We start from the raw sequence: 25,429 nt of genomic DNA, 5'->3' as shown, positions 1-25,429 counted from the left end.
AGCTTGCATGCGCCCTGTCCCTGCCGTGCCCGGCCTGATCCTCGCCTTCGTCCTGGCCCTCGGCGCCTGCTCCAATTTCTCCGAGCCGACCATGCCGCACTACCGAGTCAATCCGCATCCGCAGCAGCATTACGAAGTCACCCTGCGCATCGACGATGCGCCCGGGCCGGTGCTGGCGTTGGCGAGCACGGCCCAGTACGAGGTGAGCGACCTGTCCTGCGTGCCCGAATTGCCCGGGACCGGGATCCGGCCGGTGCCGCGGCACAGCCTGCCGGCGACCTATCTGCGCACGGCCACCGGCCGCTACGTCATCGCCGTGCATGCCGACGCCATGCGCGACGAGGACTACCACGGCCTCGGCGTCTGCCGTTGGAGGCTCGCCGCACTGCACGTCGGCCTGCACCTCGCCGACCGCCAGCATCGCGACATCGCCATCGACCCCAGCCTGCCGGGCGAGGCGCTGCTGTCCGGACGCAGCAGCACCTTGCACTTCTGGCGCGACGGGCGCCCGCGGGCCAATCCGCAGGATGCGGTCGCCCTGGATTACCAAGGTCCGCGCATGTATCGCGAGGACATCCGCGCCGACGTCTTTTCCGTCACCTTCATTCCCAAGGCGATGACGCCATGAGCACGAACAGCCAGCAGTACGCGAACCTCGCCAGCGATGCCTACAGCCCCTATGAACCGGGGCGCCGCGCCAGGGGCCGGGAAGAAAAACTGCGCATCGACGAGGTCACCTACAAGGTCATCGAACACGTGGACCGGCCGTCCGGTTACCAGGGCACGATCTACCAACGCCTCGACACCGGCGCCATCGTGGTCGCGCACCGCGGCACCGAATTCGGCCGCGAGTTCGTCAAGGACGGCCTGCTCGCCGACGGCGGCATGGTCGCCGCGCGCGTCAACCGCCAGGCCGACGATGCCATCGGCCTGACCCGTCGCGCGGTCGAATATGCACAGGCACTCAAGCAGGAACTCGGCCGCGAGGTGCCGGTGTCGGTCACCGGCCACTCGCTCGGCGGCTGCCTGGCGCAGATCAGCGCCTACCGCTTCGGCCTCAACGGCGAAACCTTCAATCCCTATGGCGCGGCAAGCCTGCACGACCGCATCCCCGAAGGCGGCCTGCAAGTCGTCAATCACGTCATGGCCGGCGACATGGTCAGCGCCGCCGGCAAGCATTTCGGCCGGGTCCGCATGTACGCGGTCGAACAGGAAGTCGACACGCTGACCCGGGTCGGCCGCTACGCCGACAACGGCGACCGGCTCGACATCCGCTACGCCCTGCCCGCGGCCGCGGCCGGCTGGGAGTCGCACCGCATGCACCACTTTCTCCCGGTCGACGGCGAGGGGCGGCGCGACCGCTCGGTGCTCGACGATCCGCAGGCGCAACGGCTGGCGCAGCAACACCGGCCGATGTTCGACAAGTACCGCAGCGACATGCTGCTGACCCGCGAAGGCGCATCGATCGCGGCGGCGCTCGCGCAAGGCGCGCGCGGCGTGGCCGGCGAGATCCTGCGCCACTTGCCCGACCGGCCGCAGAACCCGTTCGACGAGACCGCGCGACGCCTGCCGCCGTTGCCGGCCGCGGCCGCCGGCGATCCGCGCCTGGCCGAGCATCCGGACCACCGTCTGTTCGGACAGATCCGCAGCGGCCTCGCCGCAGTCCAGCAAGGCCAGGGCCTGGCACGCGGCGAAGACGGCGAGCGCACCGCCGCGAGCCTGCTGGTGCTGGCCAAGCGCAGCGGCTTGAGCCGGGTCGACCGGGTCGTCGCCGGCCATGCCCCAAGCCAGCCCGAGCAACTGTTCCTGGTCCAGGGCGATCCGCGCGATCCCGCCCATGCCCGCGCGCAGATGCCGGCCGCGGATGCGGCGAACACGGCGGTCGCCGAGTCGCTGCGCCAGCTCGCGGACCTGAACTCCGAAACGCCCGCGCAAGCCGTATCGCCCGACCCCCAGGAGCGCATCCGCACGGCGCCGATGCGCCCTCACTGAGCCTGCCGCAACGGGCGATCCGGCCGATCCGTCGCGCGGGCCGCACGGCGCCGACGCCGACGCGACCGGCAAGGCCGCGGGCCAGAATGGGCACAGAGCTGACCGATGGGCCGCATCTGCCTACAATGCCGCGCCCGAAGTTGCAGTGCCCGCCATGGATATTCTCGTCAACCAAGAACTCAAGGCCTATATCGATCCGCTGACCGAGGAAGAGCACGAAGCGCTGGAGCGCAGCATCCTCGCCGAGGGTTGCCGCGACGCGCTGGTGCTGTGGGGCGACGTCCTGGTCGACGGCCACAACCGCTACGGCATCTGCCGCAAGCATGGCCTGCCGTTCCAGACCGTACAGAACCCGCGCTTCCAGTCGATCGACGACGTCTACCTGTGGATGATCGACCAGCACCTCGGCCGGCGCAGCGTGTCCGACTTCCAGCGCGGCGTGCTGGCCCTGCGCAAGCGCGAAATCCTCGCCGAGCGCGCCGCCGCCGGCGCACCGGCAACGGCGGCGGCCGACACCGGCAACGACGACGCCCCCTGGGACACCTCGGCGGCCGAACCGGGCGCCGACACACCGCAGCCCGCAGCGGCCGCCGCGGCCAAGCCGGCACCGGGCGCACGCAAGCAACGCGGCGAGATCGCCCGCGAGGCGCGCCTGAGCACCGCCCAGGTCGGCCTGATCGAAACCATCCACAAACAGGCGGCGCCGGAAGTGGTCGCCGCGGTGAAATCGGGCACGCTGTCGCTCAATGCCGCGGCCGCGGTCGCGACCTTGCCGGAAGACGAACAGCGCGCCGCGGCCCTGGCCGGCAAAGGCGAACTCAAGGAAGCGGCCAAGCGCGTGCGCGAATCGCGGCGCAAACCGCGCGAGCCGCGCGAAGGCGATGAGGGCGAAACCTCGGCGCTGGATGCCGCGCTCGCCGATCAGATCCTGGCGCTGCGCCAACAGGTGGCCGAGCTGACCGCCGAGAACGAAGCTTTGCGCGAAGAACTCGCGCTATTGCAAGCCGCTGCGGCCTGACCCAAGGCCGCAATTAGAGGGCCGCACCGGCCCGACCGAAGGCGGTGGCGACGCGGCCGTGCGGGCCGGGAAGAAAGCAGCCGCAGCCATGCCGCTGCCTGGCCAGATGGAAAGCCGCGGCGACAAGCCCCAGCCTCAATGCCGCCCCCGCGGCTTGCGTTCGCCCCCTCGCTATCGGTCGAGGGCGCATCGGCCTCAGTTGACTACGCAGGTCAGGGTGACGGTGACGGTGCCGCCGTTGACCAGATTGCCGAGCGCGACACCGGCATCGAGTGCGGTCAAGGTCAGCGGCGCGCCCGGACAGGCCGCGCCGGTGCAGGTCGGCGGCGCGGTGCAGGTCAGGTTGCTGCGGCCGGCCGCGGGGTCGCGCAGCACCGCACCGGTCACCGCATCCGGGCCGGCATTGCTGACCACGAGGGTGTAGGTCGTCGTCGCGCCACGCACCAAGGTGTCGTTGGCCTGGTCGACGTTTCCGTTCACGCCCGGCGTATTGGTCTTGGTGATCGACAGGTCGGCGAGCGGCGCGCGCGTATTGCTCAAGGTGCAGGTCAGGTCGTCGCCGGCCGCGGCGGTGATAGTGAAGCTGATGCCGCTGCCGCTCGGCGTCTGCCCGCCGGCCAGTGCATTGGTGCAGGCATAGGTCGTCGTGTAGCTGGACAGATTGGTGCCGGCCGCACCGGCTTCGCTCAGCGTGTAGGTACCGCCGCTGGTCGCCGGGTTGATGGTCGCCACTTCGCTCGGCGCATTGCTGCTGCCGGTGGTGGTGGCCGTGCCCGGGCCGCCCGGCCCGCTGATCGTCAGCACGAACTGGTCGGTCGCGACGAAGCGCCCGAGCGGCAACGCCTTCTGCAGACGCAGGATCGGCTGCCGGCTATTGGTGAAGGTGCAGGTGATGTTGGCGCCGGCCGCAGTCGCCGCGGCATCGAGCACCACGTTGCGGTTGGCCAGGTCCAACGTCGCCGTGCCGCCACCGGCCAGGCCAGTGCAGGTGATGTCGGTGACCGCGTAGCCCGCCACCGCCGCTTCGGTGATCGTGGTCGCCACGCCGACGCTCGTAAGTGTCTGGATGACGCCGTTCACCGGCGTGCCAGCCACGGTCGTGGTCAAGGTCTGCGCGACCACGCCGTTGGTGCCGGTGAAGTTGAACGCACCGACTCCGCCGAGGCTGATCTTGCTGAGGGTCAGGCGCGACACCGAGGTATCGGAATCGGTCGCCTGGTTGTTGGCGGTATTGGCCTCGCTGGTGCCGGCACCAGCGGTCACCGTGGCGGTGTTGGTCAAGGCACCGGTGAAGTTCGCCGGTACGGTCAAGGTCAGCAGGTAGGTCACCGAGCCGCCGACCGGCAGGTCGACGGTGGCGTCGTTGATCGCGCCGCTGCCGCTCGCCGCACACACGCCGCCCGCGCTGCCGCTGCAGGTCCAACTCGCCGTGGTGATGCCGGCCGGCAAGGGATCGGCAACCGTCGCGTTCTGCGCGCCGAACGGGCCGCTGTTGCTGACCACGAGGGTGTAGACGACGTTCGTGCCCGGCGTATAGGTGTCGTTGGCCTGGTCGACGTTGCCGTTGACCCCGGGGGTGTTGGTCTTGGTGATCGCCAGATCGGCGCCGAAAGTGATGTTGGCCGTCGCGCAGTTGGAACCGTCGTTCGAGCTCGAACCCGGCGCACCGGAGATCAAGGTGGCCACACCGGTCGCCAGGTCGAATTGGTAGAAACCGCTGGGCGGGTTGTTGCCCGAACCGAACAGACCGTTCGGCGCACCGTACATGGCGCCGAAGAAGCCGGTCGCCAGGCCGTTCGGCACTCCGATGTTGGTGACCGCGCCGGTGGTCGGGTTGACCGATACCAATTGGCCACCGTTGGTCACGCCGTACAGCAAGCCGCCGACCCAGGCCCAGTCGGCGATGCTGATCGCCGCACTCAGGGTGAGCGGCGTGGCGGTCAACGTGGCCACGTTGATCGCGTACATCGTCGTGCCGGCGGCGACGTTGTCCTTGACGTAGAGGATGTTGCCGGCGGTACCGAAGGCGCCGCTGATATAGGTCGCGACCGGTAACCCGGTGACCGCGCCGAGACTGACGGTGGTGCCGTCGGCGCCGACCCTGACCAGGGTGTTGGTGCTGAGCGTCACCAGGCCGTACTGGTAGTTGTCGCCGGTGTTGTAGCCGACCGCGTTGTACAGCAGGTTGGTCGTGCCGACCGGATTGAAGGTCAGCGGATTGGTGCTGGTGCCGATCTGGTACAGCGTGGTCGGTGTCGGCGCGCCCGGCGACTGCTCCAGCCACAGCCGCGCATCGCAAACCCCGAAATTGGGCTGAGGCGTGTCGGTGTCGGAGGCGGTGTTATTGGCCGGAGCGGTGTCGACACCACCGTTCGGCAGCGCGATCTGCGCGGTGTTGGTCAGGTTGCCGGTCGCGTTGGAGGCCACGGTTCCGGAGACGGTGAAGGTAACGCTGCCCCCCGAAGGCAGGGTCGGGATGTTCACCCCGGCGCCTTGCATGTTCGCTACCGATAGCTGCCCGGGTGCGGCCCCGACCGTCGGGCAGACAGCGCCTCCCACCGGGCTGGCGCAGGTCACGCCGGTCACGGTGAAGTTGGCAATGGCCGGATCGGTGAACACCGCATTCGTCACCGATGCAGGGCCGGCATTGCTGGCCACCAGCACATAGTTGAACGACTGGCCTGCGCCATAGATCGTCTGGCTGTTGGTCTTGCTGATCGCCAGGTCGGCGCAGGCGACGGTGAAATTCGCGGTCGCCGAGTTGTCGCTCGGGTCGATGTCGGAAAAGCCGTCGGTGGCCGAAAAATTGGCGCTGGCCGTGTTGGGAACGCTGGCGCCGCAGGTCGCGCCGGCCGCCACGGTGCCGCTGATGGTGAAAGTCAGCACCCCGCCGGGCGCGAGCGTATAGCCGCCGGTGAAGGCCAGGTTGCCCGAGCCGCTCGCGGCTGGACAGGTCGAGCCGGCGGTGGCGCTGCAGGTCCAGGTCGCGCCGGTCACCGAGGCCGGCAAGGTGTCGGTGATGTCCGGCGCATTGGCGGCATCGATCGACGGCGCCTGATTGCCCGGGTCGGTGAGGTTGATGTCGGTATTGGCGACGGTGACGGTGTAGCTCATCGGCTGGCCGCGGAACAACGGTGTGGCCGACACCGTCTTGGTCACCGCGATATCGTCCGGCGCCGCAGCGGTCAACTCACGCACTTCGTGGATGTTGTTGAGCCCGCCGGTTGCGCCGCCGAAGCCCATGCGCAGGCTGCTCGGCGCGGTGTAGGGAAAGTTGAGCTCCGACAGCACGGTGGTGACGGCGCCGCCGTTCTGGCCGACGCCGACCGACACCCGGTAGCCACCGGAGCCGTTCGGGATCAGTACGATGCGGGCGCGATCGGAGGCCGGGCGCACGGTGACCGTCGGCACGTCGATGCCGCCGCTGAGCAAGGTGCGCGAGATGAAGCGGTTGTTGTCGCTCAAGGGGCCGCGGACCACGACGTTGTCGGCGCCGGCGCCGCCCGGGCTGCCGCTCAACGGCGAACAGCCGCCGGTGACCCCCGGGGCTTGTCCGGAGAAATTGCCGAATTCGTCCAGGCCGATGCCCAGATAACCGCCGAGACCGTCGCAATAGCCCAGGCCGGCGCCGGGCAGGGCCCCGAGCATGGTCTGGGTCGCGTCGTACAGGAAGAAGCTGATGCCGTCGGCACCGTTGCCGCCCCAGATCACATAGTCGAACTCGACGATGACGCCGTTGCTCGACGGCAAGGTGCCGCCGGTGAACAAGGCATTGCCGACCTGCGTGCCCTGGTCCGTGGTCAGGCGCAACCAACCGCTGCCGTTGGCGTCGTTGGTGCTGTTGCCGTCGGCGATCAGGCCATAACCGCCGGTCAGGATGCCGCTGTCGTTATTGGTCAGGGCATTGTTGGTGCCGATGATGGTCCAACCCGGCGCGGTGCTGTTGGTGAACGCCTGGGCGACCTTGAACTGAGCCTGGGCCGGAGCGGCCAGCAAGCCGCCGAGCAGCATCGCCGACAGCGCAAGCGCCTTGGCCGCACGCCGCGGCGGCGTCGCGATCCGTGCAGATATCGGTTCAGCCCCTTGCCGGACACCGAGAAGCGCGCTTTGCCCTCTGCCCGAACGACCTGGTTTCCCCATGCCCCACCCCTTGTGTGACATGTTTAACAGTAATGCAGCCCACTCGGTCGCTGGGGAGACGAATGGCTCGATTCCAGTGAACGTATGTGAGTTCCGACGAGCGGTCGCGAAGCGACGAAGTCCGATGATGATCGCGCCGCGCACGAGTCTTCCGCGGTGGGCGATTCGTCGGTCGCTTCCTGGAGACGATCGCTCACAGCGATGCGCGCCTCAGCAACGACGTGCGTCGAGTGGCGGTGCGAGCTAGGGGAAGCTCGTCGTCGTGGCGTGCGTGAATGAATCGAGAGGCGTTTATCCACGGGCGGGGTCGCCCGGTAGCCCCTCGCGTCGCGGCCTTGCGGCCGGATTGCGACCCGCCGTCGTGCGGCGGGTCGATTCTTCGTGCCGGCGTCAGCGCTCGCCGCCGTCGTGACGCGCGCGCTCGATCGGCTGGTTCGCCGACTCGGTCGCCTGCTGCGGCGCCGCCGGGGGCTTGCTCTCGAAGCGCAACGCCGGCTGGCCGGATTCGGTCTCGACCGAACGCACCTCGCCGTTGGCGCGACGCGCCTTGACCTGTTCGAGCACCGGGTTGCTGCACGAGCCTTCGATGAAGTCGGCGCGTTGCAGCTCGCCGTTCTTGAGATCGACGAACAGGCTGTGGGCGTCGCCGGCATTGCGGTTGCTCGACGTGGTCAGGCGGCTGTCGCGCGGCAAGGTGGTCGAGTCGACCTTGAGCACGTGGGTCGCCGGGCGCAGCCCGCAATAGCTGTACTTGCCTTCGACGTCGCTGATCAGATAGGTGCCGTCCTCGAAGTACAGGCGCACGCCGGGGATGCCGAGTTCCTCGCGATCCTTGACCGAGTCGAGGTTGCAGTCGACGAAGATCTGTCCGACGACGCAGCCTTCGTCGGAGAACACGCCGCCACGGATCTCGACCTTCCACTGCGACAGGTTCGAGCAGGCACGCATGCCGGTGCCGGCCGTGCATTCGGCCTGGGCGCGGTTGATGCCGTCGCCCTGCTGCGCGCCGACGCCGATGCGCACGCGGTAGCGCACCACCGCTTCGGCGCCCGGCGCCAGGCGGTCGAGGGCGATGCGCAACACCGGCCCGGGCGCGCCGCTCAGCGACACCAGGCTGGCGCCGCGCACCAGCACGCTGTCGCCGACCAGACGGAACCCGGCCGGCAGGCGATCGACCAGCACCGGCGCCAAGGCCAGGCCGGCACCGTTGTTGCGGATGCGCACGCTGTAGGCGACCAGGTCGCCGACTTCGGCTTCGCGCACCGAACCGATCTTTTCGACGCTGAGCACGGCTTCGGTCGACGGCAAGGGCGTGTCCACGCAGGCCTCGTCGCGCAGCGTGCGCCCAGCCATCGTCAACAAGGCTTCGTTGAACAGGCCGCGCCCGCTGCTGCCGGCGACGCAGGCATTGTGGGAGGGATCGGCGATCACCGAGGCGGCGACGCGCACGCGCAGTTCCAGTGCATAGCTGTCGCTGGCGCCGGCGACGAGATCGCGGCCGGTAGCGAGCGCCCACGGGCCCACGCCGCTGACCGCGACATTGGCGCCGTTGCGCGTTGCGGTGGCTGCCAGCACGCTTACGCCGACGCCGAACTGCGGCGTATCGCTGAGGTCGTAGCGGCCGATCGCGGCGCCCTGGTTGCGCACGACGATCGCGTAACGCACCAGGAACTCGTCGGCGGTGCCCGGCACCGCCTGCGGCGGGCCCTGAGCGTCCTTGCTGACGCTCAACACCGTCGCCACCGGCGTGCCGACGCAATGCGCGGGGTCGGTCGCGACATCGCAACCCGGCGGCGGCGTGGCGCAGCCGTTCGGGTCGGTGGCCGGATCGCAGCCCACCGGCGGCGGCGTGCCGGTGTTGTCGGTGATCAGGTTGTAGATGCCGCTCACGCCGGCGGGAATCGGGTCGGCCACACGCACCACGACGCTCGCTTCGGCGGTGCCGCCGTTGCCGGCGATCGGCCCGGCCACGGTCAGCGTGCAAGGACGCGCGCCGGCATCGCCGATCGCGCAACCTGTGAGGCTCGCGCCGCTCACCGACACCAAGGTCGTATGCGCCGGCAACAACTCGTAGAAGCTGTGGTTGCTCGCCGCGACCGCGCTGCCGTTGCTGAGGGTCAGGGTGTAGCTCAGGGTTTCGCCGGGCTCGGCCTGGCCGGGCAGGTTGCCGCTCTCGCCGCTGAGGCGTTTGGCTACGGTCACGGTCGGCTGGATCACCGGCGTTTGCACGCAGTGATTCGGGTCGGTCGCGGCATCGCAGCCCGGCGGCGGCGTGGTGCAGCCGTTCGGGTCGGTGGCCGGATCGCAGCCGACCGGCGGTGGACCGCCGGTGTCGTCGGTGACGAGGTTATAGATCGCAGTGACGGCGCTCGGAATCGGATCGGCCACGCGCACGACGAAGCTCACCGCCGCAGTGCCGCCATTGGCCGCGATCGGGCCGGCCACGCTGAGCGAGCAGGCACGCGCGCCGACATCGCCGACCGCGCAACCGGCGACGCTGGCGCCGCTCACCGACACCAGGGCGGTATGCGCCGGCAGCAACTCGTAGAAGCTGTGATTGCTCGCAGCCGAGCCGCCGCTGTTGCTGAGGGTCAGGGTGTAAGTCAGGGTCTCGCCGGCTTCGGCGCGGCCGGCGACGTTGCCCGACTCGGCCGACAAACTCTTCGCGACGCTCACGCGCGGCCCGGTCGGTATCTGCGCGCAACCGGGCAGGCTCGGGTCGCTGCTGCAATCGGGCGGCCCCTTGTCCGGGTTGTAGGCGCGATTGAGGATGCGTGCGACGCCGGCCGGTATCGGGTCGACCACGGTTACCGCGATGTTGAGGTTCAGGCTCGCACCGGGCGCGATGCTGAGGTTGCGCCAAGTCACCGTGCCGCCGTTCGCCGCGCCGTCGTGAGTGCCGCCGTTGTCGGACGAGACGTAGACGGTATTGGCGTCGAGGTTGTCGATGACGTCGTAGTTGATCGCGGTCAGGTTGCCGATGTTGCGCAGGGTGATGGTGTAGTTCAACGCTTCGCCGGGTTCGGCGATGCCGTTGCCGTTGCCGTCGGTGACGCTCTTGACCAGGGTCACGTCGCTGGCGCAGCTGTCGAGCGCGGTCAGCGAGATGTCGTCGAGGGCCAGGTCGTTGCCGGCGCCGCCGGGGCTGTTGTTGACGACTTCCAGGCGCAGGCTCGACTGGGTCGGGACGAAGCTCACGCCGTATTCGTTCCAGGTCAGCACGGTGCCCGGCAGTTCCGGAATGTCGCCGCTGCTGACGCTGCCGAGCACCGCGCCGGTGCCCGGGTCGATAATGCGGAAGGTGACGTTGGGGTCGATGTCGCCGTCGCCGGGCAGGTATTCCTGCACGTTGCTCAGCCAGGCGGTGAAGTCGTGGCGCACACCGACCGCCAGGCCGGTGAAATCGCGCGAATAGAACACGCCGGGGTCGAAGTCGGCGTTGACCAGCATCATGTAACCGTTCGGGTCGCCGGTGTGGTCGGTGCCGTCGCGCCAGGCGCCGTTGCCGCCGTCGCTGCGCGGCGATTGCACCGGCGAGTACTCGCCGTCGTTGACCCGGCAGTCCGGGCCGATGCACGGCGGTGCGGTGTCTTCGTAGCGGTAGGTGGTCTGCGACGGCGCCAACGGCGGGCCGATGCGGCTGGTGCCGGAGCCGAAACCGAAGCTTTCGTTGAACAGCGGCGCGCAGGTCTGCGCCGCGGCGGGCGCGACCGGCAGCGCCGCGGCGAGCAGCAAGGCCGCCGCGCGCGGCAGCCAGCCGCGCAGGCGGGAAAGGGGCGCGATGATCATGCCGGTCCTCACTTCGCCGCGGTCCGGACTTCGATCCGCACCCGGCGATCCGGCTGCAGGCATTGTTTCAATGCCGCGGTCGCGCGCTCGCCGACACAGCCCTGGCTGACCGGCTCGTGTTCGCCGCGTCCCTCGGCGGTGATCGGTGCGGACACGCCCTGCCCTTGCAGGTAGCTGCGCACGGTGTCGGCACGCTGCTGCGACAAGCCTTGGTTGTAGCCCTCGGCGCCGAGCCGGTCGCTATGGCCGACGACGTGGAAGCCGGCGACCTCGCCGCGTTCGCGCAACTCGGCGGCGAGCGCATCGAGCCGGCCCTTGCCGCGCGGCAGCAGGCCGGCGAGATCGCCGCGATCGAATTCGAACAAGGCATCCGCCGAGAATTCGTACTCGGTCTTCTGCGACGGCGGTGCCTGCGGCGACGGCGGCGGCGGGCAGGCCTCGGCGGCGGCTTCGGCGCGCGCCAACCCGTCTTCGGCGATCTGGAGGTAGGGCTTGGCGTGGCGCCAACCGCCGTCGTGGATCTCGTTGCCGGCGTGCACCAGCTCGACCTCGGCACAGGCGGTGGCCTGGCGCGCGCAGCGGAAGCCGGAATGACCGCGCAAGGCGTCGTAACGCGCCCACAGGTCGGGGCGCAGCTTCTCCGCGCCGTTGACCAGCGGGGTTTCGCTGCCCGGATCGGTGCCGGCCTCGAGCGCGGCGATCAGCCTGGCCGACTCGGCCAACGCCGCCTGCGGATAACCGCCGCGGTCGTTGCGGCTGTACTCGTGGAAGCTGGTGTCGAGCCAACACTGCGCCTTCGACAGCGCGTAGTCGTCGACTTCGATGCCGCGGTCGTTGAGCGCCTTGATCCGCGCCTGCGTCGCCGCATAAGTCTCATGGTCGGCGTGCACGGCGGCATCGGCGATGCGCTGCGGCGCCGGCGTCAAGGTCTGCGCTGCGGTCTGGCTCTGCGCCGGCGACGCGGTGAGGCCGATCAGCGCGAGCAACACCGACAGGTGCCGACGTTCCTTCGTGGGGTGGTGTTTCATCACTCGATACTCCTCAGCGCGGCAAGGCGGGGTTGGTCGCGGGGTCGTTGCCGCGGAACAGGGTTTCGTCGAACTTGAAGCGCAGGCGCAGGTAGGCGCCTTGGTTGGTGTATTCGCCCTGGGTCAGGTCGTCGTCGCGGAAGCCGCGAACGTTGTAGCCCGCCGACAGCCACAGGTTGTCCTTGACCAGGTAGCCCAGCTCGGCGCCGAACGCGTACTGGCGCGCGCCGCCGGGGCTCCACATCTGCGCCGCGAGCGCGCTGACGTCCCAGCGCTCGGACATGTCGTAGCTCAGTCGGCCCGAAGCGAGATACGCGGTGTAGCGATCGCTGCGCCCGTCGAAGTAATCGCGCTGGCGCTTGCCGGCGAGACGGCCGCTGAGCCACCACGGCCGCGACGGATGCCAGTCGGCATGCAGCGACAGCACATGTTTGTCGAAGCCTTCGTTGCCCAGAACGAAGCGGTCGTCGCCGTCGACGGGAGAACTACCGCTGAGCAGGCCGCTGCCAAGGCCGCTGTTGGCCAGGCTGCTGTCGCGGCGCGTCCAGAACTCGTACTTGCCGAGCACGTTGAGCCGGTTGCGGTCGGTGTCGCGATAGGCGAAACCGAGCTGGAAACGGTCTTCGTAGCTGTCGCGAGCGTCGCCGTCGTAACGGTTGCGCAGGTGATAGTTGCGCAGCAGGCCGGTCCAGTCGCGATTGAGCTTGCGCGCAAGGGCGAAGGTCGACAGCCAGGTGTCGTAGCCCTGGCTCAGCCACGGCACCGTAGCCGGCAGGCCGGTGACCGGATCGTTCGGCAGAACGTTGTCGCCGACGTTGTCGCTGCGCCGCCATTCCAGGCGCCCGCTGATCAGCCACAACTCGTCCGGGCGCCATTCGGCGGCGAGGCTGGCTGCGGTCGCCTCCTGGCCGCGGCCGTCGAGCACCTGCAATTTCTCCAGCCCGGTCTGCAGGCTCAGTGCCGGCGTCACCCGCCAGCGGTTGCGCAGGCCGCTGGCCCATTGCAACTGGCGTGCGCTGTAGGCGTCGTACATGCGGTATTCGCTGAACACCGTACCGCCGTCCATGTACTCGGTGTCGAGGCCGTAGACGAAGGCATTGCTTTCGTACGGGCTGGCATGACGACGGCCGGCGGCGTCGACCGCGCCCTCGGCGGTCGCCACCGACGACAGGCCGGTGTTCCACTCGTAACGGCCGTACAAACGGGTTTTTTCGTGTACGCGCACGCCCATGCCGAGCGCAGCACGGCGGTGCTCGCTGTGGTCGAGGTCCTGCTCGGCCTCGGCGCTGAGGTCGAAGCGTTCGTCGACGCGCCACTGCGCCGCGACGCGCAGCGCGGTGTATTCGACCGGCACGCCGGCCAGGCCGTTGCCGACCCAACTGCCGTACTGGCCGCTCCAGCCGTAGCCGGTGTTGTAGAGGGTCTGGCCGGTGCCGGGATTGATCGCGTTCGGCGAGGCGCCGTAGAAACCGCCGCCGAACCCCGGTGCGACCACACCGACGCCGAACGGCGCGGTGATCGGCGCCGGCACCGACAGGCCGTTGCCGTAGCCGTAGCGACCGGCGCGTTCGTCGACCCGGTTGGCGCCGACTTCAAGGGTGAAGGCTGGGTTGGGCGTGTAGCGCAAGCCGGCCTGGACTTGATCGCGGCGCGCATCGCTGACCGTGTCCTCGACATGGCTGCCTTGCGCGTACAAGCCCCAGGCTTCGTCGAAGCGCCATTGCGCATCCAGGCCGCCCTGCTTGCGTCCGCCGATGAACGACGACGCCGGATTATTGAAGCCGGCATCGCTTTCGCCGTAATAAGCGTTGACGTCGCTGCGTTCGCCGCGATGACCGAAGGCGAGCCGCCACGCATCGCCTTCGACCTCATCGCTGCGCAGCGGATCGATCAGTCCGCCGTTGACGGCCGCGCCCGGCAGCGCGGTGTACAGCAGTCCCGGCAAGGTGTTGTAGGCGCTGCGGCTGCGCGCGACTTCGCCGCGCAGCCAGGTCTGCTCGCCGAAGTGCACGGTGGCGTTGCCGCTGGCCAGTCGATACGGCGACAAGGGATTTTCGTCCTTGACGTAGCTGCCGCCGAGTTCGAAACGCTCGCCGACGCGGTATTGGCCGTTGGCTCCGTAGACCCAATAGCGCTCGCCGCCCTGGTCGACTTCGTAGCTGATCCGCACCGACACCGGGTTCAGCGCGGCATCGACCGAAGGCACCGATTGCGCGAACAGGATGCGGCCGCTGAAGGGCTCGAAGTTATAGTCGACGAAACGCTGCATCGGCTTGACCTCGACGATGCGCGAGGGCGCATGGCGATCGCGCACGATCATCTCCACCCGCTCGCTGCCGAGCACCGCGCCGGCGCTGTTGCTGACCGTGTACGGGCCGGACAGGCCGCGCCCGGGGAATTCCTCGATCACCTGGCGCAGGTTGTCGTAGGCGGCGAACACGTCGAGCGCGCCGCGCGCGCCTTCGGCATGCGCGCGCAGACCGGTCATGGCGCGGTTGTACTGGCCGAGGTCGCGGGTCGCGAGCGAGGCGACGCCGCCCTGGCCGTTGCGCTGGCTGAAGCCGTCGCCGGTGACGATGTCGCCGTACAACAGATAATTGCGCTCCTTGTCCAAACGCAGGTACAGGCGGCTGTTGCTGCGCGCCTCGAAACCGACGATGGAGGCATCGCCGTACACCGGGTACCAACGCTCGGGGTCGAGGTCGCGAAACAAGCGGTCGCGGTCGGGCTTGTCGCTGTCGTAGGCCAGGGTCAGCAGCGCATCGCCGCGCACCTTGCCCTTGAGGAAGAACGCGCTGCGCAAGGCGGCGCTGCGCTTGCCGTCGCCGGAACGGCGCGACCAGTTGCGGATCTCGTCCTCGAAGCCGTCCTCGGGCCGCGCCGGGCTGAGGCTCAAGGGGTTCTTGCGATCGAAGCTGACGATGCCTTCGACCAGGCCGACCGCGATCATCTCGCGCAGCGCCGGCACGAAGCCGATCTCGCCCTTGGCCACGGCCGCGCCGGCGGAGATCTGCACCTGCACTTGTTGCGGTTCGATCGGCGCCAACAGCCAGACCTGCGCGGCACCGTCCTTGGCCACCACCTGGAACCCCGGCATCGCCGCATCGAGATCGCGCGGCGCCAGGCCGAATTGATCGCTGCTCGCACCCGGCAGTTGCCACCGGCCGGCCGAGGATTCGAGGGTCAGCATCGTCTCGCCCGGCAGCGGCCGGCCATCGCGGTCGAGCACCTGGATGTCGAGTTTCGCCGGGGTCTGGCCGTCGGCCGGCAGGCTGTCGCGGTCGACGGCGACGCGGATCGTCGCGGCTTGCTGCGGTGCGAGGCGTTGCGCCAGCAACGGCGTCGGCAGGGGTTTATCGGTCTTGAATTGCGCCTGCGCCGTGCCGCAGATCGCGGCGATCGCACAGGCCAGTGTGCTCAGCGCACTCCGGCGCAGAAGTCGTTCCGTTTGACGCATATCCTTGCTTCCCTCGTTTACAACCCGAGGCGGGCTGTCCGGTAAGGCAGAGAGCGACCACAGCCCGAGGGCGGCGACTCTCGATCTCTATATTTTTGTGACTACAATCACAATTTTGAATTAGAGACGCAAGCCACGTGCCAAGCTCGTCAGTACCGGCCTGACGGGGAAAATTTGTGACATTAATCAACATAAATGACGAATAGTGACGCTATGCGTCACTCATTTGTGTCAGTTCATTGCGCCGATCACACAAAGCACATTAGTCGCCGCGCGCAGACACCGGCCTTGCGCCGCATCGTGCGCAAGGCCGCTGGTTGTCATCGCTGATCGACCGCTCGGCACGCGCTCGGTGCCCGAGCTCGGTGTCGCGAACTCGCGCGCCGCGGCGAACCCAATGGCGCTGCACAACACTCATCCGCCGCCAGCGGGCGGCGACGGCTCAGGGCAGTTCGCGATGCACCGCCTGGTTCTTGCCGGCGCGCTTGGCTTCGTAAAGGGCGAAATCCGCCGCTTCGAGCAAGGGCTCGTAGGAATCGCCGCTGCAGGGCGAGTACGTCGCGCCGCCGACGCTGACGGTGACCCGGCCAACCTCGGCGCCGGTGTTCGGGATCGCCAACTCGTAGACGGTGGCACAGATCTGCGCGGCGACGCGGCGCGCGCCTTCGCTCGGCGTCGACGGCAACACCAGCGCGAACTCTTCGCCGCCGAAGCGCGCGGCGACGTCGGCCGGGCGCTGCGCGCAACGCTGCACGGCGCCGGCCACAGCCTTCAGGGCCTCGTCGCCGATCAGGTGACCGTAGGCGTCGTTGTAGGCCTTGAAGTTGTCGACATCGACCATGAGGATCGAGAAGTCGCCCTGCTCGCGCACCGCGCGGCGCCATTCGGTGTCGAGATAGCTGTCCAGATAGCGGCGGTTGTTGAGCCCGGTGAGGCCGTCGACGTCGCTGAGCCGGCGCAGCACTTCGTTCATTTCCAGCAGCTTCTGCTGGTTCTCGCTGAGCGCGCGGTAGGCGGCGTCGCGTTCGATCTGGTTGAGATAGGCCTGCGAGTGATGGCGGATACGCGCGACCAGTTCGATCGGGTCCGGCAGCTTGACCAGGTAATCGGCGGCGCCGGTGGCGAAGGCCTGGCTCTTCACCGCCGCGTCCTCCTTGCTCGACAACACCACGATCGGCACGTTGCGCAAGGTCGCGTGCACTCGATACAGATGCACCAGGGTCATGCCGTCGACGCCGGGCATCACCAGGTCCTGCATGATCACCGTCGGCTGCAAGGCCTCGGCGGTCGCGACCGCGTCGCTGGCCGAACTGCAGTAGTGGAACTCGATGTCCTGCTCGCTGGCGATCGCCCGGCGCACCGCCTCGCCGATGATCGGTTGGTCGTCGACCAGCAGCACCACGAACCGGCGCCTGCGGGGCGGGGCCGAGGTAAAGCTCGAAGAATGCTCAGTCATGGGGCTACGTTCCTGATGTCCCCGAACAGCAACCGCAACTTCGATGCGATTCGATCCAAGGGAAGAATGTCGACGGCGGCGCCGCGATCGGCGGCCGCCTTGGGCATGCCGTAGACGGCGCTGCTGGCCTGGTCCTGGGCGATGGTGTGATGGCCGCGCATGCGCAGCGAGTGCAGCCCGCTGGCGCCGTCGCGCCCCATCCCGGTCAGCAGCACGCCGACGATCTCACCCGGCCAGTCCTTGTTGATGCTCTCGAAGAACACGTCGACCGAAGGCCGGTACGGTTGTTCCACCGGCTCGGGCGTGTAGGCCAGCTCGCCGTCGGGCCCGAGCACGAGGTGCTCGTTGGTGCCGGCCAGCAACACGCTGCCGGTGCTCGGCCGATCGCCCGGCCGCGCCAGCCGCACCGGGTTGGCGGAAAAGCGGTTGAGCCAGTCGGCCATGCTGCTGGCGAACTTTTCGTCGATGTGCTGGACGATGACGATCGCCGCAGGAAAGCCGGCCGGCAATCCGCCGAGCAATTCGGCCAGCGCCGCCGGACCGCCGGCGGAAGCGCCGATCGCCACCAGGCGCTTGGTGCTGGAGCGGCGCAGCGGCGGCGGCTTCGCCTGCCGCGACGGCGCATCGCCGACCAGGCGCCCGATCAGGTCGATCTTGGCCAGCAACTCCTGCGCACCGGCGTAATCGTCGATGCCCAGGGTCGGCACGTCGGCGGCATCGATGGCGCCGTGGCCCATGGCCTCGAACACCAGCGAGGCGTTGCCGCCGACGCTGGCGGTCACCACCAGGATCGCGCAGGGGCTGCGCGCCATGATCCGGCGCGTGGCTTCGACCCCGCCCATGCCCGGCATCAGCAGGTCCATCAGCACCAGGTCCGGCGTGTCCGCGGCGCAGCGCTCGACCGCCTCCTCGCCGCTGGTCGCGGTCCAGGCGATGCGGTGTTCGCCGCGCTGGCCGATCGCGCGGCGCAGCGCTTCCACCGCCAGCGCCAGGTCGTTGACGATGCCGATCCTCATGCGGCGGCCTCGCCGATCAAGTCGACCACCGCCTGCAACAACGCTTCCTCATGGAAGCCGCCCTTGGTCAGATAGAAATCGGCGCCGGCATCGAGGCCGCGCCGGCGGTCTTCCTCGCGATCCTTATACGACACGATCATGACCGGCACGCTGCGCAGGCGCGGGTCTTTCTTGATCAGGCCGACCAGTTCGATGCCGTCCATGCGCGGCATGTCGATGTCGGTGACGACCAAGTCGAAATGGCCCGCCCGCGCCGCGTTCCAGCCGTCCATTCCGTCCACCGCCACTTCGACCACGTAACCTCCGCTTTCGATCAGTTTGCGTTCGAGCTCGCGCACGGTGAGTGAATCGTCGACCACCAGCACGCGTTTGCGGGTCGCGGTCTGCGCACTGTCGTCGTAACGCAGCTGGGTCAGGCGCCCGGTCGAGACCAGGCGCTCGACCGAACGCAGCAGGTCCTCGACGTCGACGATCAGCACCGGGGTGCCGTCGTCGAGCAGGGCCCCGGCGCTGATGTCCTTGACCTTGCCCAACTCAGTGGGCAGCGACTGCACCACCAACTCGCTGACGCCGCGGAAGCGCTCCACCGCCAGGCCGTACTCGTGGCCGCCGCCGGGCGCGCCGAGCACGATCACGTGCAGTTGTTCCGGCGCGGCCTTGGCTTCGGCGCCGCCGAGCACCTGCTGCGCCGACACCAGGCCGATGCGGCGGCCGTTCAACTGGAAATGTTGGCGCCCTTCCAGCCATTGCACCTCTTCGCGCGCGACCATCGCGGTACAGACGATCTGGGTCAACGGGAAGGCATAGGCTTCCGCGCCGATCTCGACCACCAGCGCGCGCAGCACCGAGGTCGTCAGCGGCAGCAGCAACTGGAAGCGGGTGCCGCCGCCGGCCTGCGACGACAGCCGGACCGTGCCGCGCAACTGCTTGACCATGTTCTGCACGGCGTCGAGGCCGACCCCGCGCCCGGAGATCTCGGTGACCACCTCGCGCAGGGTGAATCCGGGCAGGAACAGGAATTCGAGCAGTTCCGCCTCGCTGAGGCGCGAGGCGGTCTCTTCGTCGGCCAGGCGCCGTGCAATGACTATCCTGCGCACCTGCTCCAGGTCGATGCCGCGGCCGTCGTCCTCGATGGTGATTTCCAGCAGGCCGGACACGTGATGGGCTTCCAGCCGCACCAGGCCGCCGGCGGGCTTGTCGGCGGCGCGACGCTGCTCGGCCGCCTCGATGCCGTGATCGACCGCATTGCGCAGCAGGTGGCCGAGCGGCGCTTCGAGCTTGGCGAGCACGTCGCGGTCGACCTGGGTCTTGGCGCCGACGATCTCCAGCCGCGCCTCCTTGCCGAGCTCGCGCGCCAGGTCGCGGACCATGCGCTTGAAGCCGCGGGTGCCGTCGGCGAACGGCCGCATATGGCTCGACAAGGCCTCGTCGTAGAGGCGATGGGCGACGCTGGCGATGCGGCGCTCGAACAAGTCCAGTTGGGCGATGCGGTCGGCGAGTTGCCGCTGCGATTCGGCGATCGCCGAGCGCGCTTCCATCAGCAATGCGTTGGCGTGCTGATCGCGCGACATGGCCGGCGAAACGTCGGCCAGCCGGTCCAGCGCGATCGCACTGTCGTTCTGCAGGCGCTTGAGGCGGCTCATCGAGCGGATGTAGGGATCGAGCCAACGCGACACCACCAGCGACTCGCCGGCCAGGCCGAGCATGCGGTTGAGGCTGCGCGCGGTGATGCGCAGCACGCGCTCTTCGCTTTCGGCGTCGGCCTGGGCGGTCTCGGCGGCCGGTTCGGGCTCGGCCTCCGCCGCCGGCGAGATCGCCGCGGCAGGCACCGGATCGGCGGCGAGGGCCGCGGCCAGGACGCTGCGGAAGCGTTCGGCCTCGGGCGCGTCGTCGCGCATCCACGGCGCGGTTTCGGCGGCCGGCGTCGCAGCGATACGCGCCAACAGGTCGACACCGCCGAGCAAGGCATCGATGACGAGGTTGCCGAGGATCAGCCGCCCCTGTTGCGCCTCGACCAGACAGTCTTCCATCGCATGCGCGACCGCCACCGCCGCCGACAGGCCGAGGATGCGCGCGGCCCCCTTCACCGAATGCGCCGCGCGCATGCAGGCTTCGAGCTCCGGCGCCGAGGCCGGATGGCTTTCGAGGATCAACAAGCCCTCGGTCAGCACCTGCGCCTGCCCTTCCACTTCCATGCGGAACAGGTCGTGCAGCGAATAATCCTGGAGGTTGCCCGTGCTCATCCGAGCCGCCGATTGAGTGCGCCGAACACCAGCGCGTCGTCGAGCACGCCGACGTTGCGCCGGCCCATCGCCAGGATACCGGTGCTGAACGGCGAGACCGAATGCGCGACCGTCGCCGGGACGTTGCCGATGCCGGCCGGGTCGTAACGATGCGAGCCGTGCACTTCGTCGGCCTCGAAGGCCAGGCGCTGGTCCTGCCAGGCCAGCACCACCAGGCGCCGGCTCAACAAGCTGCGCACGGCATCGGCCTGGCCCGCTTCCAGGTGGAACAGCGCTTCCAGCGCTACACACACGGTGAGTTGCCCGCGCACGTTGACCAGCCCGCGCACCACGCCTTCGCGGCGGTGCGGCAAGCTGTGGATCGGGCGCGGCTCGATGACTTCGTCGACCACCGCGGCGGCCAGGCCCAGCCATTCCGCGCCGAGCCGGAACACGAACGCCGACGCGGTCAGCGACCGGAGGTCTTCGGCCTTGGCGGCGACGTGGCGGGTGGCCTCGTGCAAGGCCTCCGGCTCGGGCGCGCGGTCGAGCAGCCGGGCGACGGCGCTGATCGATCCCGTCGGCGTGTGCTTGACGCTCATCCTGCGGAGTCCTTATCGGTGCGCATCAGCCTGCCGTCCTGCGCGAGCGTTGCGCACGCAGGCGCAGGACGCGCCCTGCGGCCGCGTCGCCGCGGGTTTCGAGCAGCAACGCCAGATGCATCAGGGTCTCTTCGTGTTGGGGCTGCATGTACAAGGCCTTGCGGAAATAGTCTTCGGCCGCGTCGTTGCGGCCCTTAGCGCCATGGATCAGGCCGAGCAGGTACAGGGCGCGCGCCGACGGGCCCTGCGCCTGCAGATAGGCTTGGCACGATGCGGCCGCCTGATCGAACTCGCCGTTGTCGGCCAGGCGCTGCGCGGCATCGAGCAAGGCCTCGGCGCCTTCGGCGGCGGCCTGCGCCGGGCTCGCGACCGGCGCCGGCCGTGGCCGCACCGCCGGGCGCGGCTTGGCCATGGCTTTCACCGTGGAGGCCTTGGCCGCGGCGCCCGCCAGCGCCGACGCCGTCGTCGCCAGCATCGCCGCCGACACCCCGCCGCCGTCGGCGCGCGGCGGACGAAACGCGAAGGCCATCGGCAACTGCGCCGATGCGAAGCCCTGCGACAGGATCAGCCCGGCCTCGGCCGGACCGACGAACAGCAGGCCTTGCGGGCGCAGCAGGCGCTTGAGAATCGCGACCGTGCGGATCTGGGTGTCGGCATCGAAATAGATCAGCAGGTTGCGGCAGAAGATCGCGTCGTACACCGCCTCCCCAGGCAGGAAGGCGACATCGAGCACGTTGCCCTGGATGAAGTCGACCCGCGAACGCACCGCCTCCGGCAATTGCCAGCCGCGCTCTGCGGCGACGAAATGGCGCTCGCGGAACTGCAGTTCGCGGCCACGGAAGGAATTGCTGCCGTACAGCCCGCGCCGCGCTTTCGCCAGCGCGCGCTCGCTGATGTCGACCGCATCGATGCTCAACCGTTCGAGCGGAAAGCCGACGTCCTGCAGGCACATCGCCATCGTGTACGGCTCTTCGCCGGTCGAACACGGCAGGCTCAGCAGGCGCAGGCGGCCGCCGGGATGGGTCGCCGCCCATTCCAGGCCGTAGGTTTCCGACAAGGCGCTGAACGCCTGAGTGTCGCGGAAGAACCAGGTCTCCGGCACGACCACGGCTTCGATCAGTTCCTGCTGCTCCAGTGGCGAGGCGCGCAGCGTCTGCCAATACTCGGCGAGGTGCTTGCACGCGCAGGCGGCCATGCGGCTGGCGACCGCGCGCTCGACCACGGTCGGGCCGATGGTGCTGGCGTCCAGCCCCATGGTGTCCTTGAGCCATTGCTGGAAGCCGCCGGGCTTCATGCGCTCTCCGCCGAGGCTTGGAACAACAGTTCGCGAACCGAGTCGGGCAGCAGTTGCTCGATCCGCACCCATTGCAGCAGGCCCTGCGCATCGGCGGCGACCGGGCCCAGATACGGCGCCTGCGCCGCATCGACGCCGGCCGGAGCGAACTCGGCGGCCTCGCGCCGCACCGTTTCCAGGACCTGTTCGGCGATCAGGCCGAGCTTGCGCGTGCCGCCGTCGCCGGCCGGGTAATCGACCACGATCACCCGCGTGCTCAACCGCGCGCGCGCGGGACGCCCCAGCGCCAGCTGGCACAGGTCGATCAGCGGCACCGGTTCGCCGCGGTAATCGAAGGCACCGGCGACCGCCGCGGGCGCCTGCGGAATGGCCTTGGGGCTGATCAGGTTCAGCACCGAAACGACCTGCGCCGCTTCGATCGCGTAACGATCCTGGTCCAGTTGGAAGACAAGGAAAAGCACGGCATCGTCCTCCCGGTGAGTCTGGCTGTCCGCAGCCGCCGCGCTAGGCCAGCAACTTGAACTTGGACACCCCGTCGCGCAGCCCGGCGCTGACCTGATGCAGTTCGTCGATGGCCTGGTTGGACTGCTTCAAGGCATCGACGGTCTGCTGCGCGGCTTCGCTCAGCTGGCCCAGAGCCAGGTTGATCTGCTCGGCGCCGGCGGCCTGCGCCTGCACGCCTTCGTTGACCACCTCGAAGCGCGGCACCATCGCCTGCACGTGTTCGATCACCTGCGACAGCTGGCCGCCGACCTGCTGCACGTCGCTGGTGCCGCGGCGGACTTCTTCGGAGAACTTGTCCATGCCCATCACGCCGGCCGACACCGCCGACTGGATCTCGCGCACCATCTGTTCGATATCGAGCGTGGCCACCGCGGTCTGGTCGGCCAGGCGGCGGATCTCGACCGCGACCACCGAGAAACCGCGGCCGTATTCGCCGGCCTTTTCCGCCTCGATGGCGGCGTTGAGCGAAAGCAGGTTGGTCTGGTCGGCGACCTTGGTGATGGTGGTGACGACCTGGCTGATGTTGCTGGCCTTCTCGGCCAGCACCGCGAGCTTGGCGCTGATCGCCGCAGTCGCGTCGATCATCCGGCCCATCGTCTCTTCCATCTGGGCCACGCCGTCCTGGCCGTTGCCGGCCAGCGAGGCGGTCTGCTCGGCGCTGCCGGCGACCGTGCCCATGGTGCGCGCGAGTTCCTTCGAGGTCGCGGCGATTTCGCGCGAGGTGGCGCCGATCTCGGTGGTGGTCGCGGCGATCTGCGCGGCGGTGGCCTGCTGCTCGCGCAAGGTCGCGGTGATTTCGTTGATCGAGGAATTCACCTGGATGCCGGAGGTCTGGATCTGCCCGACCAGTTCGGCCAGCTCGCCGCTCATGCGGTCGTAGCCCTGCGCCACGGCGCCGAATTCGTCGCTGCGCGAAAAGCCGAGGCGCTGGCTGAAATCGCCCTTGGCCATGATGTCGGCCGCGCGCGCCAGCCGGTGCAGCGGCAGGGTGATCGCCTTCAACAGGAAGAAGCCGGCCAGCACCGCCAGCAACACCGCGCCGGCGAAGCTCAGGCCGATGCCGAGCTCGGCCGATTTCACCGAAGCGTCGATGCGGTTGCCGGACTCGACCGCCTCGTTGTAGTTGTACTGAATGATGCGGGTGACGGCGTCGACCGACTTGCTGAAGATCGGCTCGGCGCGCGTACGCATCGCCTCTTGCAAGGCCGCCGAACCGGTCTCGCCGGCCCGGACCAGGTCCGGCTGCAAGGCGAACAAGGCGGCGCTGAAACCGGCCAGGGCATCGACGTTGCGGCGATCGTCGGTCTGGGTGGCGGTGGCGCGATAGCGGGTCATCGCCTGCTCGAACGCGGCCCGGCGTTCGCGCAAGCGCTCTTGCGCCGCCGCGCGCTGGCTCGCGTCGGCCGAGGACAGACCGTTGATCGCGGTGTAGTAGGCGTGCCACTCGGTTTCCATCTGCCCGGAGGCGTACAGCCCCGGAATGGAATCCTCGCGCAAGCGGGTTTCTTCGGCCTGGATGTGGAGCAGCCGCTGCAAGGCGATGCCCCCCATCACCACCATCGCCACGATGATCACGGCGAAACTGAGGATGATTCGCTGTCGAATCGTGATGTTATTCATGACCGATCCCCCTGAATGCCGTGAAGCATTACCTACTGGGCCGTGATTATGAGGACCGCCTGTCGCGGACGAAGCCCCTAGTGTAGAGACGCGCTTGGACCCTGCACACCGTCGCGGCTGCGAACGGACGGGCCGCCTTGAACCGGCCTTCGGACTATGGCCTCCCCTGGCCCGCACCGCCGTGAAAAGCCAACGCCGTCTCACTATGAGTCGGTCCGGCCGTGTCGCAGCCCTAATCTACACTCGGCGCCGGATCGCGCGCGCTAACGGCGCCGCCGCCCGATGACCGGCGAAGGGATCGGCGAAGGGATCGGCGAAAGAATGGGCGGATGCGGCGCACGCCGGGCCGGGAGCGAGCGCAGCCCGCTCGGCCGCTCCCCTGGCCCGCGGCGCGACCGGCTCAGTCCATCTCGGCCGCGGCTTCGCGGCCTTGCTGGCGGATCAGGGCTTCTTCGCGGGCATCGTTGATGGCATGGCGGACGCTGTCGAGGTCGACCGCGGACTCGTCGTGCGCGAACACGCCGGTCAATTCGCTGTCGGGACGCAGGTCGCCGGCCTCGAACAGGGCCCACATTTCCTCGGCGTACCAGGTATCCAACAGTTCCGGGGCCCAGGCGCCGAGGCTGGCGGTGAGGTTGTTGACGTCGCGCAGCAGCATCTTGCGCGCCGCGTTGTTGCCGGCGGCGCTGACCACCTGCGGGAAGTCGATGATGACCGGACCGTCGGGCGCGACCAGCACGTTGTATTCGGACAAATCGCCGTGGATCAGGCCGATGCAGAGCATCTTGACCACCTGCCGCACCAGGAAACGGTGGAAGCCGCGGGCCTGCTCCGGGGCCAGCTCGACCTCGCCCAGGCGCGGCGCGGAATGGCCGTCGGCGTCGGTGACCAGCTCCATCACCAGTACGCCGTGGTAATAACCGTACGGTTCGGGCACGCGCACGCCGGCATCGCGCAACTGGTACAGCGCGTCGACCTCGGTGTTCTTCCAGGCGGTTTCCTGCTGCTTGCGCCCGTACTTGGTGGCCTTGCCGATCGCGCGCGCCTCGCGGCTGCCGCGCACCTTGCGCCCTTCCTGGTATTGCACGCGCTGCTGGAAGCTGCGTTGCGCCATGTCCTTGTAGACCTTGGCGCAGCGTATGTCGTCGCCGGCCCGCACCACGTAGACCGCGGCCTCCTTGCCGCTCTTGAGCGGGCGCATGACCTCGTCGATCACGCCATCGTCGATCAGCGCCTGCAATCCGGGTGGAGTCTTCATGTAGTCCTGTAGGGGGGCGGCGCCGGCTGAGGG

General features: G+C 68.9%; 15 protein-coding genes. 3 read left to right on the top strand and 12 right to left on the bottom strand.

Features of this window, described 5'->3' with window-relative positions; genetic code table 11:
* The first annotated feature begins 7 nt into the window (after positions 1-7).
* The 3 genes from ACTOWK_RS10025 to ACTOWK_RS10015 all read left to right on the top strand — a co-directional run bounded on the left by ACTOWK_RS10025 (position 8) and on the right by ACTOWK_RS10015 (position 3,010).
* A complete protein-coding gene (locus ACTOWK_RS10025; RefSeq protein ID WP_441330026.1) occupies positions 8-628 on the top strand; it encodes a hypothetical protein in 621 nt (206 codons plus the stop codon).
* Positions 625-1,992, top strand: a complete 1,368-nt coding sequence (locus tag ACTOWK_RS10020) for an XVIPCD domain-containing protein (protein ID WP_441330025.1) — start codon at positions 625-627, stop codon at positions 1,990-1,992. The genes ACTOWK_RS10025 and ACTOWK_RS10020 overlap by 4 nt, the downstream gene beginning before the upstream one ends.
* Before the next feature lie 154 nt (positions 1,993-2,146).
* Positions 2,147-3,010 (top strand): plasmid replication/partition related protein, encoded by an 864-nt coding sequence (locus ACTOWK_RS10015; RefSeq protein WP_441330024.1) that lies wholly within the window; start codon positions 2,147-2,149, stop codon positions 3,008-3,010.
* 195 nt (positions 3,011-3,205) lie between these two features.
* On the opposite strand, the gene ACTOWK_RS10010 is transcribed toward ACTOWK_RS10015, so the two are convergent.
* From ACTOWK_RS10010 to ACTOWK_RS09955, 12 genes are all read right to left on the bottom strand, one after another.
* Positions 3,206-7,021 carry a beta strand repeat-containing protein gene (locus ACTOWK_RS10010; RefSeq protein WP_441330023.1) on the bottom strand — a complete coding sequence of 1,272 codons (3,816 nt, stop codon included), beginning with the start codon at positions 7,019-7,021 and terminating at the stop codon, positions 3,206-3,208.
* A gap of 519 nt (positions 7,022-7,540) precedes the next feature.
* The gene (locus tag ACTOWK_RS10005; protein ID WP_441330022.1) at positions 7,541-10,939 is read right to left on the bottom strand and encodes a hypothetical protein; all 3,399 of its coding nucleotides are present in this window, start codon (positions 10,937-10,939) and stop codon (positions 7,541-7,543) included.
* Positions 10,940-10,947: 8 nt separating this feature from the next.
* Positions 10,948-11,967, bottom strand: a complete 1,020-nt coding sequence (locus ACTOWK_RS10000; protein WP_441330021.1) for an OmpA family protein — start codon at positions 11,965-11,967, stop codon at positions 10,948-10,950.
* A gap of 13 nt (positions 11,968-11,980) precedes the next feature.
* Positions 11,981-15,424, bottom strand: a complete 3,444-nt coding sequence (locus ACTOWK_RS09995; protein WP_441330020.1) for a hypothetical protein — start codon at positions 15,422-15,424, stop codon at positions 11,981-11,983.
* A 442-nt stretch (positions 15,425-15,866) separates the two neighbouring features.
* Positions 15,867-16,880: a diguanylate cyclase gene (locus ACTOWK_RS09990; RefSeq protein ID WP_441330019.1), complete on the bottom strand. Its 1,014-nt coding sequence runs from the start codon at positions 16,878-16,880 to the stop codon at positions 15,867-15,869.
* A complete protein-coding gene (locus tag ACTOWK_RS09985; protein ID WP_441330018.1) occupies positions 16,877-17,896 on the bottom strand; it encodes a chemotaxis response regulator protein-glutamate methylesterase in 1,020 nt (339 codons plus the stop codon). The genes ACTOWK_RS09990 and ACTOWK_RS09985 overlap by 4 nt, the downstream gene beginning before the upstream one ends.
* Entirely contained in the window at positions 17,893-20,139 is a 2,247-nt protein-coding gene (locus ACTOWK_RS09980; protein ID WP_441330017.1) for a hybrid sensor histidine kinase/response regulator, read from the bottom strand. The genes ACTOWK_RS09985 and ACTOWK_RS09980 overlap by 4 nt, the downstream gene beginning before the upstream one ends.
* The gene (locus ACTOWK_RS09975) at positions 20,136-20,720 is read right to left on the bottom strand and encodes a chemotaxis protein CheW (RefSeq protein WP_441330016.1); all 585 of its coding nucleotides are present in this window, start codon (positions 20,718-20,720) and stop codon (positions 20,136-20,138) included. The genes ACTOWK_RS09980 and ACTOWK_RS09975 overlap by 4 nt, the downstream gene beginning before the upstream one ends.
* Before the next feature lie 25 nt (positions 20,721-20,745).
* Entirely contained in the window at positions 20,746-22,014 is a 1,269-nt protein-coding gene (locus tag ACTOWK_RS09970) for a CheR family methyltransferase (RefSeq protein WP_441330015.1), read from the bottom strand.
* Positions 22,011-22,475: a chemotaxis protein CheW gene (locus ACTOWK_RS09965; protein ID WP_441330014.1), complete on the bottom strand. Its 465-nt coding sequence runs from the start codon at positions 22,473-22,475 to the stop codon at positions 22,011-22,013. The genes ACTOWK_RS09970 and ACTOWK_RS09965 overlap by 4 nt, the downstream gene beginning before the upstream one ends.
* A 43-nt stretch (positions 22,476-22,518) precedes the next feature.
* Positions 22,519-24,138 (bottom strand): methyl-accepting chemotaxis protein, encoded by a 1,620-nt coding sequence (locus ACTOWK_RS09960; protein WP_441330013.1) that lies wholly within the window; start codon positions 24,136-24,138, stop codon positions 22,519-22,521.
* Between the two features lie 400 nt (positions 24,139-24,538).
* Positions 24,539-25,396: a PA4780 family RIO1-like protein kinase gene (locus tag ACTOWK_RS09955; RefSeq protein WP_441330012.1), complete on the bottom strand. Its 858-nt coding sequence runs from the start codon at positions 25,394-25,396 to the stop codon at positions 24,539-24,541.
* Positions 25,397-25,429 lie beyond the last annotated feature (33 nt).

This window comes from Lysobacter sp. CA196, from assembly GCF_052078695.1.
Taxonomy (GTDB): domain Bacteria; phylum Pseudomonadota; class Gammaproteobacteria; order Xanthomonadales; family Xanthomonadaceae; genus Lysobacter.
Note: the sequence above shows the minus strand (reverse complement) of the source record. Positions and strands in the feature narration are given on the sequence as shown.